This is a genomic window from Marinomonas sp. S3726, from assembly GCF_000967665.1.
In the GTDB taxonomy this organism is placed as follows: Bacteria; Pseudomonadota; Gammaproteobacteria; order Pseudomonadales; family Marinomonadaceae; genus Marinomonas.
The window spans coordinates 1-13,303 of sequence record NZ_JXYC01000022.1 but is presented as its reverse complement, the minus strand read 5'-3'; the positions used below and the strand labels follow the sequence as shown (position 1 = coordinate 13,303).

8 protein-coding genes are annotated in these 13,303 nt (G+C 41.8%); 7 read left to right on the top strand and 1 reads right to left on the bottom strand.

Annotated features, from left to right (window positions below):
- Positions 1–9: 9 nt before the first annotated feature.
- Positions 10–234 carry a hypothetical protein gene (locus TW85_RS16705; RefSeq protein ID WP_009831711.1) on the top strand — a complete coding sequence of 75 codons (225 nt, stop codon included), beginning with the start codon at positions 10–12 and terminating at the stop codon, positions 232–234.
- A 394-nt stretch (positions 235–628) separates the two neighbouring features.
- Positions 629–2,260 (top strand): methyl-accepting chemotaxis protein, encoded by a 1,632-nt coding sequence (locus TW85_RS16700; protein ID WP_046018278.1) that lies wholly within the window; start codon positions 629–631, stop codon positions 2,258–2,260.
- A gap of 425 nt (positions 2,261–2,685) precedes the next feature.
- Here TW85_RS16700 and TW85_RS16695 read toward each other — a convergent pair whose 3' ends face one another.
- Entirely contained in the window at positions 2,686–4,419 is a 1,734-nt protein-coding gene (locus tag TW85_RS16695; protein ID WP_046018277.1) for a BCCT family transporter, read from the bottom strand.
- Between the two features lie 1,281 nt (positions 4,420–5,700).
- On the opposite strand from TW85_RS16695, the gene TW85_RS16690 reads away from it, so the two are divergent.
- From TW85_RS16690 to TW85_RS16670, 5 genes are all read left to right on the top strand, one after another.
- On the top strand, positions 5,701–6,417 hold the full coding sequence (locus TW85_RS16690) for an ABC transporter ATP-binding protein (protein WP_046018276.1): 717 nt from the start codon (positions 5,701–5,703) through the stop codon (positions 6,415–6,417).
- Positions 6,404–8,983, top strand: coding sequence for an ABC transporter permease (locus TW85_RS16685; protein ID WP_046018275.1), 2,580 nt, complete (start codon positions 6,404–6,406; stop codon positions 8,981–8,983). Before TW85_RS16690 ends, TW85_RS16685 begins: the two co-directional genes overlap by 14 nt.
- A gap of 32 nt (positions 8,984–9,015) precedes the next feature.
- The gene (locus TW85_RS16680; RefSeq protein WP_238326237.1) at positions 9,016–10,176 is read left to right on the top strand and encodes a lipocalin-like domain-containing protein; all 1,161 of its coding nucleotides are present in this window, start codon (positions 9,016–9,018) and stop codon (positions 10,174–10,176) included.
- Positions 10,177–10,412: 236 nt separating this feature from the next.
- Entirely contained in the window at positions 10,413–12,737 is a 2,325-nt protein-coding gene (locus tag TW85_RS25605; RefSeq protein ID WP_052702261.1) for a hypothetical protein, read from the top strand.
- Positions 12,734–13,108 carry a hypothetical protein gene (locus tag TW85_RS16670; protein WP_046018273.1) on the top strand — a complete coding sequence of 125 codons (375 nt, stop codon included), beginning with the start codon at positions 12,734–12,736 and terminating at the stop codon, positions 13,106–13,108. The genes TW85_RS25605 and TW85_RS16670 overlap by 4 nt, the downstream gene beginning before the upstream one ends.
- The last annotated feature ends 195 nt before the right edge of the window (positions 13,109–13,303 follow it).

The following is a 13,303-nucleotide window of genomic DNA, read 5'->3' as shown; positions in this document are numbered from 1 at the left end:
GGAAATGACATGAGTAATTTACAAGTTTTAACCACAGAAAGATTAAACAAGTTAATTGATGAAACTCAGCAAACCTTGTCAGAACTAAAGGAAGAAGTCGCTCGTCGAGAACTATTACAACAAGAGCATGAAATAATGGATTTAGACCAACATATGAAGAGTGCTGAATTTAACCTAGTGGGAATAAAGAATTTTATTACCTACTTATTAGATGAAGCCAAGAAGAAAAAATAGCAAAAAAACAAAGGTCCTTGTTCATTGCAAGGGCCTTTTTTGTTAACTAATAAGTCAGCTAACGCTTTGCCCTACACAACTAAAAAGTAGGTTCTTTCTTATCCTTGAATGAATCTAATAAAACTAGTCTGGGATAAGATACATGCCAAAAAACGCTGGGGGCCTATGGTCATTTATCATAGAAGATATATAGAACGATGTTGCTTATGTAGAGTGTCGGGAAAATAACGTCTTTAAAGCCTCTCTTAAGGTAACCGAACTCCAATACAAATCAACTCTTACATTAATTTACTATAGAAACATTTCTGTAATGTCTTATTAATAATTCATTATTCATTTACATTCTATGGCTTATTATCTCCGGTGATATCAATATCTGACAGGAGAGCTACATTTGCTTAATAATCTAACTATAAAAACTAAGCTAAACTTTAATTCCTTACTCCCTCTAATTGGCATTATTGCCGTCGTAATAATTTCCTTATCAGGTCTAAAACAAGCCAATGAAGGCGTTGGTCGAATATATGAAGACAGAGTCGTACCTCTAGAAGACTTAAAAACAATAGCTGACAACTACGCCGTGTTTGTTATCGATGCAGTAAACAAAGCAGATGCTGGCCTAATGACAGCACCAGAGGCGCTTTCAGGAGTACAGCAAGCAAGAGAAGAAATTAAGCTAAAGTGGCAGAAATTTATGGCGACAACCCTTACACAAGAGGAAGCTAAATTAGCCAAAGAAGCAGAAGCACTGTTTGTTGATGCAAACCGTTCGTTAGATGCACTAGAAAAAGCATTACAAAATGCGAAACAAATAAATCTAGCAAATAAGCTCAGCGCATTTAATGGACCTCTATATAAAACCATAGATCCTATAAGTGAAAAAATTACAGAGCTAGTTGTTTTACAGTTGGCAGTTGCAAAGCAAGAACGTGAGAATATTCAATCCGTTTACCAAGACCAACAAATACTACTATGGCTTTTGACTACGCTGATTATTGTTGTACTCATTGCTACAGGGTATCTCATTAATAAATCAATTAATGCCCCACTCAATGTGCTCAATAATGCGATGTACAAAGTATCGACTGAGTCCGACCTCACAGTGAGTGTTGATAGCAAAGGTCAAGATGAACTGGCAAAAATGGCCAATAATTTCAATAGCATGCAAGAGCAACAACGCTCACTCATTTCAGGCATTGGCAATGCTATTCACCAGCTCTCTGATGCGGCATCTCAAATGACTTCAATTAGCTCACTTGCAGGAAAAAATATAAATAACCAAAGAGTTGAAATAGAGCAAGTTGCCAGCGCAATGAATGAAATGGTTTCAACATCACTAGATGTCGCGGATCATGCTGAACAGGCAAATCAAAACGCAAAAAGCATGCAGAATCAGGCTAACATCGGTAATACAGTCATGGAAAGTACTGTCCATGCAGCGAATGCACTCATAGAAAATATGGAGAATGTAGCCAATCAAATTAAATCTGTTGATGAAGACACTCTCAGCATAAACTCAGTCGTTAATGTCATTAATGACATTGCAGAACAAACCAACCTGCTTGCACTTAATGCCGCCATAGAAGCCGCACGAGCTGGCGAACAAGGGCGAGGGTTTGCAGTTGTTGCAGATGAAGTAAGAACACTGGCACAAAGAACACAAACCTCGACGACAGAAATACGAACAACCATAGAAAAGCTTCAACAAGGCACACGTATCGCAGTTGAAGCTGTCAAAACAAGTAAAGAAGAGACCGAACAAGTCGGTGCTAAAGCAACAGAGGCTAGCCAAAGCTTTATTGATATTACACAGTCGATTGGTAACAGCACAGACATGAATACTCATATTGCTTTAGCCAGTGAGCAACAACATTCCGTCTCCGAAGAGATCAATGGCTCTCTTACAAGGATTAGTAATTCAGCGCATGACTCAGCCGAAGGTGCTGAACAGCTTTCAGGTGCTAGCGACCAACTAATGACACTTGCATCAGAGCTCAATGCTCAAGTAAGTAAATTTAAAGTTTAAGCATCAAACACGTCTTGGCTTGAATACAGGCAAGATTACGTTGCCTGTCCATGGTAATTAATGGATTTAGACCAACATATGAAGAGAGCTGAATTTAATCTAGTGGGAATAAAGGATTTTATTACCTACTTATTAGATTAAGCCAAGAAGAAAAAATAGCCAAAAGACAAAGGCCCTTGTTCATTGCAAGGGCCTTTATTGTTAACTGATAAGTGCACTGAAAGTTTGTCTTATATAGCTAAAAAAGTATGCGCTTTCCCATCCTTGAACGAATCCTAAATAACCAGTTCGATTTACGTGTAATTGAGGAAGATGAGAATAAGAGAGAGCTGTGCAGGTAAAACGACGATGAAAAGGACATGACTCATAACTGTACCATCAAGTAGCGGTTATGAATCATGTTGCTCTGTTTAATCAATGAATATTTAAGACATATCAGCAACTTCTCGTTCAATCATAGCCTTAATGTGCTCTTCATTTTCAACCACGGATTCACTTTCGTTTCTTAATGATTTGAATAAGCCAATCACCATAGCAATTAGAACGAAAGAGAAAGGTAATGCGCCGGCAATAGAAGCCGCTTGCAGAGCCCTCATTGCCTGATCTCCCCCCATTAGTAGAATCACTAGGGTCACGATTCCAAGAATAGAACCCCATAATATACGTTGCTGTATAGGTGGCCTGCGGCCAAATGAAAGCAGTCGACCTAATACTAAGGTTCCTGAATCTGCAGACGTAACAAAGAAGATAATAACAACGAGTAACGCAGCACTTTTAGCAATGGTTGCCGCTATACCTGGTGTTAATACATCAAACGCGGCGTAAAGTGTTCCGGCATAATCCCAGTTGTTTACAGCGGTATTGTAGATGGTCATATCAGCACCATAAATGGCTTCATACATACCAGCAGAGCCAATGATGCCAAACCAAATGAGCGCAACGGTAGAGGGAACAAACATAACCCCAATGATAAACTCACGGATAGTACGGCCACGAGAAATACGCGCGATGAACATACCAACAAACGCACCCCAAGCAATCCACCACCCCCAATAGAAAATAGTCCAACCACCTTGCCACGTTCTTTCTTCAGGGCTACGAGCTGTCCATAGCGTCATGGAAATAGCCTCTGAAACGAAGTCTCCCATGGCTGTTAAGGTATTTGCTAATAAATAGTTTGCGTTACTTACGATTAAAAAATACGACAAAATGATAACGCAAACCCATGTATTGAATGTTGATAGCATTTTGATGCCTTTGGCAACACCACTTGTCGCCGATACAATAGCAATAAAAGTAATCAATACGATGGAACAGATAGTAACCATTTGAGAAGGTTCATCTAACAAGCCTAATGAGATTAAACCTGCACTAATTTGTTGAACACCTAAACCTAAGGTAGTGGCAATACCAAAAATCGTCCCTAATACGGCTAAAATATCAACAACGTGTCCAATTGGGCCGTAAATACGGTTACCAATCAAAGGATATAAAGCAGAACGAATTGATAGAGGCAAGCCTTTACGAAATGCAAAATAAGCCAATGATAAACCCACTACGCCATACATAGACCATGCCGTTAAGCCCCAATGAAAGATGGTCAGCTTAAGTCCGCCTGCAACAGCTTCCGCAACCAAATCATTTGGTACTGGGAAACCTGCTTCGCCAGGAACTAAGCCTTGTTCTAAAGCAATTTGTTTAGCCTCAAAAAATGTCGCAACCGCCATTTTCACTTCAGCACTCAAAAATGGGTTACCACCACTCCAACTACTTGCAAAATGAATCAAAGGCTCTGACATAGAGAAGAAAAGCATGCCAGCACCTGTACCCGCTCCAAATAACATGGAGAACCAAGCAAAGTTGCTAAACTCGGGCCTTTCATCATCTTGTCCTAGTCTTATATTGCCAATTTTAGAGCACATGAAATATGTACAGACGACAAACGACATAAAAATAATCAGAACGTAATACCAACCTAAAGTACTTTCAATCCAGCTTTTTAAACCGAGAAACTGCTCGCTGGCTATATCGCCCAAGATGACTGTGTATAGTATTAACCCAACCACCATCACTAATGCGGTAATGCCAAGTGTAGAATCTAACCCCTTCAATATCCCTCTTTTGGATATTCGTGCGTTTATTTCTTCATCCGATATCATGATTTACCCTTTAATTTCCAAGTTGTTTAAAACGACATTGCTAAATTAAGGAGCCCTTGAATAAATCTCATCTTTCGATGTGACTTACTAAATAAACTCCATGGTAACCTCGTAGCCTTTCCCTCCCGTTATTATTATTTTTTTATCTATAACAAATTCCACAGATAGTTATTTTTGTAATCAATCAATCGTATTTTTTAAGTTTTTTACAATTAAAATTTCTCAATAGATGACATGAATAACAATCGTAAAGTTATAGTGGCAATGTTTTGAAAATGCGTAAACTCTAGCCAGACTAATCCAAGGTATAAGTAATTCTTATGTTACTCAATAAATGACAAAGTGTGGCACTCTGCATTCTGCATGTTAGTTTTTTGAGGGAGGGGTTAATTTATTATTAATTTTATCGACATTGGCAAGAAACAAAATTAAACAAATCAAATCAACAACTTAGAAAAAAACAAAAAAGTCAAAATTTTCTTTAACCTAATTAAAAACCAAAGAATTAATCATTAATAATTTATCCTTACTAATCTGATGAAATTATTTTCATCGCCGCATAATTAAAAATAATACGTATAAATAAAGCAACCTTGTCGTTTTTAACCACATGAAGGTCGCTTTGATGTTTTCAAACAGATCGAATTTTAATATTCAGAATTAGTTATAATAAAATTTATTATGAAAAGCATATAAATATAAAAACTCCACATAGGAAATTACGCAATTCTCTATTAAAAGAGACAACGCTATACACAGTAATAATAAGAACATATCTAAATAAGAGCTGAAGGCTAATAAGAGATTTACGCTTTCCTAAAAAAGAGCTAAAAGAGAGCTAAAAGAGAGCGCCTTATTAGAATCCTCTTCCTTGAGTGAATCTAATCAAACTAGTCTTAGATACAGGTAAGATTACGTTGCCTGTCCATGGTAATTTAAAGAAAAGCCCAAACGTGCTACAGACTCATTGAGTTCTCGCATACACCAACTACTTTCGTAACGTTACCCCCTAGTTCCCACGGTCCTCCGTGGTAACTGATACTAAGTAGCATTGCTGCCGCTTTGTCTTACACTAGTTCCCATGGTCCTCAGTGGTAACTGATACTAGGTAGCTTTGCTGCCGTTTTGTCTCTTTATTGAGCATGAGCTCAATGATATGCAGGTTTAAACTGATCTATTTTCACCAGTTCGAAGTACAGGTTATTAATAAGGCGATGTAAATCGTTAACTTTTCAACTTATTATCTACAGTTTTATAGAAGCTATCGTCTAGGGAGAGAAAATGGAAAGCCCAGTTGTCACACTGAAACAAGCCAGCAAAAGCTTTGTTGACGGCAAGGACACCCATAAGGTGCTGAACGGCGTCGACTTCGCTTTGGCGAAAGGAGCAAGCGTGGCGTTGACTGGAGCAAGTGGCAGCGGCAAAAGTACGCTACTCAACCTCATCGCGGGTTTTGAACCGCTTTCTGATGGCGAACTCTGGCTTGATGGCAACAGCACATCGGTCTGGAAAGAGCCACAATGGAGCCGCTTCCGCCACCAAAAACTGGGCGTCATCTTTCAGCAATTCAACTTACTAACCCCGCTTAACGTTAAGCAAAACATCGCATTCCCGTTGCACTTGAATCAACAAAAATGGGACGACTGGTGTGATTACTTGGTAGAAGCGTTAGGCATCAGTGAACTACTGGATAGGCATGTATCAGCGCTCTCTGGTGGACAACAACAGCGAGTCGCGATCGCACGAGCATTGGCTCATAAACCCAAGCTGCTGCTTGCCGATGAACCCACTGGTAACCTCGACCACAAAGCCGGATTAGAAGTCATGAGGCTGCTGAACGAAATCACCACACAAGGCAACACCGCCGTGTTACTGGTGACACACAGCCCTGAATGCGCCCAATTTATGCAGGCACAATGGGTATTGGATGATGGAGATCTGAAGCAAGTAGGCCTAAACCAAAGTCAAGCCGGTGAGATGCCTCATGCGACAAGCTAACTCGATTCAATCTAAGTTAAGCCACTCTAAGTTAATTCACTCTAAGTTAATTCACTCTAAGTTAAATCGCTCTAGGTTAAATCACAGTTGGCTCTCTCTAAAGCTGTTTGCTGCGCACTATAAACAATCGCCCTTGCAAGCCGCGGCGATCCTGATTGGCATTGTATTAGCAGTCACCTTATTTGTTGCCGTGCAAGCCATTAACCTGAATGCCAAACGAAGCTACGCTGAATCTACCGAACAACTCAGTGCTCAAGCGAAAAACCTGATCATCCCAGCAGCGGGGCAAAACTACTTAGCAGAATCGCTCTACTTCAAGCTAAGACAAAATGGACTCAGCGCAATACTGCCCGTAATTGAAGGGAAAGTGAGAGACGAGCAAGGTCGCCGTTGGTCAGTACAAGGCAGTGAGTTAATCGCCGCCCTCACCTCAAGGTCTCGCTATTCTACTGACAAGACAGTCGAGAGCGATAAAACGCCACAAGGCATATCCCTGTTCGATAGCGCGCTACCTCTGCCACAGCTCTTGGCAGGCAAACCCATCGTCATGATGAGCCAATCGCAACACCAAAGCTTAGGCAAGGTAGAAACACTCACTCTGGATGAAATAGTCACTCAAGTTGTCGTATTGCCCGACGAATGGCAACTGGGTAGTCGAATGTTGATGGACATAGGATTCGCCCAACAACTACTCAACAAGCAAGGTCAACTGAGTTACATCGCTGTTTTTGATACCAACAACCAAGCACAAGACAAGTGGCAAGCTCTCATCGCTAAACAAGGGCAATGGATCACCAATAATCAAAGTACCGATCTCGGCTCTATTACCGACAGCTTTCACCTCAACCTAACGGCCATGAGCTTACTGGCGTTCTTGGTTGGTTTGTTCATCGCTTACAACGGCGTGAAATACAGCTTGCTCAAACGTAATCGGCTGTTAGTACAAATTCAGCAAGCCGGCGTTTCACCTGGCATCGTGTTCTCTGCTCTGTTAATCGAGCTTACTGTTTTAGTCACACTAGGCGCATCACTCGGTTTCATTTTGGGGATTCAATTAAGCCACTGGCTCCACCCTACCATTGCGATAACGCTGGAACAACTTTATGGTGCGACGCTGCTTCCCGGTACATGGCAGTGGTCATGGTTAGTCCAAGCCCTATTGCTGACGTTAGCGGCCACGCTTGTTGCCTGCTGGCAGCACTTTAAACAAAGGGTGAGACAACCGCTCTCTTCCCATGGTGGGTTTTATCAAGCGCCAGAGACTTCCAATGAAAACCAGTTGTTCGTCATTGGTTTAACCTTAACCTGTATCGCATTAGCAGGGTTATGGCTCAGCGAGCATCATAGATTCACCATGGCGTGGCTAGGCGTGTTGGTGGTGTCCATTCCTTTGTATCTCCCCAAAACACTCAGCGTGTTAGCCAATTGGTGCGAACAACGCACTCAATCTGGGTTAATGCAGTATCTCTTTGCAGAACTGCGAGAGCTGATATCTCCCCTCTCCCTTGCGATGATGGCGCTGCTGCTTGCGGTAACCGCCAATATGGGAATGAATACCTTAGTCGGCAGCTTTGAATCCACCCTAAAGCAATGGTTAGAGCAGCGACTGCATGCCGATATTTACGTTAGCCCTGCTCAAGGTGAGATCGCTAATGTCGAGCGCGTATTAGAGCAGTTTGAGAAGGTTGAAACCGTTTATAAGCAATATTATGTTGACGATAACCTGCAAGGCCTACCCACATTACTCGGCACCAAAGATAAAGACAGCTTAGAGCAAACCATGGTGTTCCAATCAAAGCAGGATAACTTTTGGCAGCGCTTCTACCAAGGTGAATGGGTTGCCATCAGTGAACCTACCGCTGTGAAACTCAACTTATCACTGAATAGTGAATTTAAACTCGATTCCATCCCCGACAAATTACTGGTGGTTGGCGCGATTTTTCATGATTACGGCTCCCCCAATGGCGAAGTGCTGCTTGCCCCTAATTTATGGATTGAGAGTGGCTTTACCGACTTACCCAATAGCCTAGGGGTTAAAGTGTCTGGCGACCAACAACGGGTATACGAACAGCTGCGACAACAACTGAATTTGCACCCAAGCCAGCTTTACGATCAAGCGCATATCAAATCCATCGCGTTGGATATCTTTTCACAAACCTTCTCCATCACTCGTGCACTGAATGGCGTCACCTTAATGGTTGCCGTCATTGGCTTGTTCTGTGCCTGTTTCATGTTGCTTGATGCACGTAAAGCCGCTATTGCAAGGCTGTATGCGCTTGGCGTGAGCCGTAATCAGTTAATGGCGATGGTGCTCGGGCAAATTGTCGTATTGGTGGCTTTCACTCTGGTTATCGCTATTCCACTTGGGGCTATGGTGGGCTATGTGCTAACCGACATCGTCACCCTACGCGCCTTTGGTTGGAGCTTAAACTACCAATGGAATTGGAGCGATGCCCTCAGCATTTCCGCCATCACGATTCTTGTGGCTGTAATTGCGACACTCATCCCCCTATGGCGCTTAGTCAGTAAGCCCGTGGTATCTAGCTTGCAAAGTGAGGTGTTGTAATGGAGCTTGATTTGAAGAGAAAGAGAATCAAAATGTCCGCCGTCGTGCTTAGCCTGTTATTTCTATGGGGTTGTGAGAAAGCCGAACAAACATCAGCTCAAAACATGGGCTCAATTCTCGGTTCTCACTATGATAAAAAGCAGAATAACAAAGAGCAGCATGAAAAAAAGCAAAATGACAAAGAGCAGCATGAGAAAAAGCAGAATGAACAATTTACGCCTGTCACTAAAGGCGTAGAGATCACTTTCCCTGCCGACCACCAAGCGCACTCAAACTTTCGTCATGAATGGTGGTATTTAACCGCCAACCTCATGGATGAAAATGACAATGCGCTGGGTGTGCAATGGACACAATTTCGTTTCGCGACTGCCCCACAAGAAACTACCAAACAACCCAAGCAAACCACATGGCAAAGCCAGCAGATCTACATGGCGCACAGTGCCATCACCACCAAAGACAAACACTACGCCGATGAAAAGTGGTCCCGTGACCAAGCAGAACTGGCGGGCATAAGCGCTTCACCATTTCGTGTTTATCTAGATGATTGGCAATGGACATCTTCCACCGATGACCTATTCCCTGCCACATTGAATGCCAATTCAGATCAGTTTGGCTACTCATTAACACTCACGAGCGACGCGCCCTATCAAAAACAAGGTGAGCAAGGCTACAGCACGAAAAGCAGCGACGGTAAAGTGGCTTCTTATTACTACAGCCAACCATTTATCGATGTCTCAGGCAAAGTGACGATTGATAGCGTGACACATCAGGTTTCTGGCAAAGGGTGGATAGACAGAGAATGGAGCTCTCAGTTCTTACTCGACTCGCAACAAGGCTGGGATTGGTTTGCATTCAGACTCAATGATGAAACCAGCTTAGTCGTGTTCCAACTTAGAAACGCAACAACAGGCAAAACCAATTACTCTCACGCAAGATTAATGCAACAAGATGGTTCTGGCATTGCCATTTCACAGCAAGACATCAGCCTAACCGCCGTCAAACAGACAGAAATCGACGGACGCGATTACCCAACAGCGTGGCAAGTATCCATTCCAACTCAGCAAATTGAAGTGACAGTCTCGGCACTGAATCCAAAGGCAAAAATGCCACTATCGATTCCGTATTGGGAAGGGCCAATCATAATAGAAGGGACACACTCTGGAACGGGCTATATGGAGTTAACTGGGTACTGACCCCATAAACACGTCTTTCTAAAAAATCCTATTTGTAAAAGCAGGTGAATCTCTAAAGACATCCAATCTAAAATCGAGGGATTTATGCTTGCATAAAAAAGAGCTGAAAGAGCAGTAGAAACAATTAAACACTCATAAAAAATGATAATTAATACGAAAACCTTACAAAAAATTCATTAACATCTTGTCCTCATTAGGGTTTAATCCGCCTTTTTAATCGCAAGGATGCGACCAAGATGTACCATAGAATTGCCCCAACGGAATCCGTGCTTCTTAATGAAGCCTCTCAAATCGAAACTGACTTCTCTTCTTTCAATGAAGAAAGTTGGCAAGCAATCACCCCCACAAACCTTTCACCAGAACAGGTAAAACAAAAACTGGCTGACGGTGACATGGTTGCCTTAGCGGACACACCAAACCTACCGCTTTTTTGCTTTATAAAAGGGGACATTGAAGTCAATCCACTGGCAATCTCCCAAGCAAACCAAGACCTCATCAGACGCCTTAATGCGAGGTTCGACGCCAAAGGCAGTGGTGCTTCTTTTAGCGCTCAATCAGCACAATCAAATGGCAACTTACATCCGCCAGCCCCTATGGAAGAAAAGGCCCCAGAACCTATTGTTAAAGACCCTGAGCCAGAAACCAGTAAACCTAAAGTACCGGCATCTTTTGGGCAGCCACCTGCGCCTATCATTTTAGAAGTGGTTTATGACGATAAAGAAAAAACGCCAGTTGGTGATGTACCCTACCAACTTGTCTTTGATGATCCTAAGCAAACCATATTAACAGGCTCGCTTAACCCTATGGGTTGGGCCTGTGTAGAAGACTGCCCAAACGCCAAAGCCAGCATAAGTTTTGGAGAAACCGTCGATAACCAAGCAGAGCTCGACAGCCTTTATGCCGAATTAGAAACGGCACTTGATAACACCATTAAGAAAGTCGCTGATTACACGCTAGAGAAATTAAACGACATCGAAATAAGTACCATTACAGATACCTCAAATCAGCAACTAAAAGATTACCTTGCTGAGCTTAGCGACACACTTGAAGATATGGATATGCTCAGCTTTTACGAGCATACGATAGCTAAAGCTAAAAACGCAGCAAGTGATGTCACTGACGCCCTTAAAGAGTTTCTCCCTCAAGATAAATCTGATTTAGACGAAGAAACACTGAGTCCAATTCAAGACGCCCTTTGTGAAGCAGTGACCCATGGTGACATTGATGCGCTGGAATCAGCACTGGCTGGTTGGAAGTCTAGGGAAGAGATCAAACTGAAAGCAGAATCAAAAGCCATGGAAAAACAGGTTCTCATCATTAACGATCAACAAAGCCGCAATATACTCGCAACCAGTTGCCAGCGCTTTGTTAAGGCTATGACACCAGAAAAGCTTATCGACTTAGCTGTGTACCTCTCGATCAAAACCACCGAAGACGCCACTCTCAATAGCGTCTCAAACCTAATGGGCATACTCACAGGTAAAGTCAGCTTGGCCATTACTCGTCAAGTGCTATTGTCCGCAACCACAGACACTAAAACTGAATGGTATAAAGACATTTCTCAAGCCCTTAGCAACTTGGTTAAACCACTGAAAACCCTCAGACCTTTTGATGCAGAATATAGCCATAAAAAAGTCATCGAGATCCCCTTAGCTAAAGCCGACCTCCAGCCATCGGACTGGGCTAAGAACATTGAAAAAGAAAAAATAAAAACCATCACAGACAAACCTGATGACAGCATCCTAGATGATGAAATGGACAAAAAATGGCTGATCGTATCAAAAGGCCAATTGACCTTTGATGTGGAAGGGAATGACAACGACTCAAGTGTAAGTTTTAGTCGAACTGTCCACCTTCCTGTTCGAGGTAAAGCATCCACCTCAGAAGTAGTTGCTGGCGCGTCTGGCATAACCATAGGTAGAGGCTTAGATGTCGGTTCTAGGTCGGCTAAAGAGGTCCAAGGCTATTTTGATAAAGTAGCTGAACATTGTAGACCTGTTGCACCTGAACTTATCACGTTTTTGAAAAATTCAGTGGGGATGAAAGGAGCCAGTAATAAAACAGGCGAAAAATTAGAAGGTGAAGTTAAAACTGCCCATATAAAGCAAGCCCAAGAGAATGATAAGGCGCTGATTAAGTACGTAAAAGACTTTAAAAACAGCATTAAAGATAAGTCTAAAATCACCCTGACCCGTAAGCAGCAGTATTATCTTTTCCTTGCTATTTATGATTATTATGAAGGTGAAGCTAAACGTTTAAGTACCAAACCAGACGTTTGTAGAGACTACCTAAATGATAACAAGATCAACTGGGATGCTTTGCCTCAGAACGTAAAAGATGTGTTAGTCGATTTAACCTACAGAGGTGATTACACAGGGTCTAAAGATGCTAGAGGTAATTCCAGAAAAGTGATAGTACCTGCTGTATACAAAGACCAAATAGAAAAAAATACTGGAGCTGATTCCGAATTAGCTTTAGAACTAGATAATCAAGAGCTATGGATAAATAAACTAGGTGTTGATATCAATCGCTTTAACAAAAGAAAGGAACATTTATCATGAAACTTTTTCTAGTTTTCTTTTTATCCTTATCTTCATTATACGTCTCTGCAGAAATGGAAATGTTATATAAATACTTCCAAACAGATAACGTCGTTCCAAACGGAAGAGAGCCACACTATTTCGTATATATAAAGAATGACAACCCTTGTATTTTTATTGATGACCTAAGAAAAAACTTAACAACAGAGTTTTGTGATATTGAGGGTACTGACTACAACTTTAAACATGATTTTCCAAGTATTTACCCCGCCAACATTAGGATTTCTGGTTCATCATTGTATTTTATCGTTGCAGCACCTTGGAATGAACAAAAGTGCAGAATATATTTACCAAGACAAAAGCTTACTTGCGAACCAACTGGAAGAAACTAAACATTCTCATTATTTGAAGCATTAAAGGAATACATGCGGATTTCGTCTCGTGCATACCAGCTCAACTTTTCATAAAAAGCTTGAGCTTTGATGCATAAACTAGGTTTTGAAGACATATATGGACGCTCCCATGCCGTCAAGGCATTAGTTATCCAAACCACTTTTTAACTCTGTATATTGAGTGGTTTTGACTTT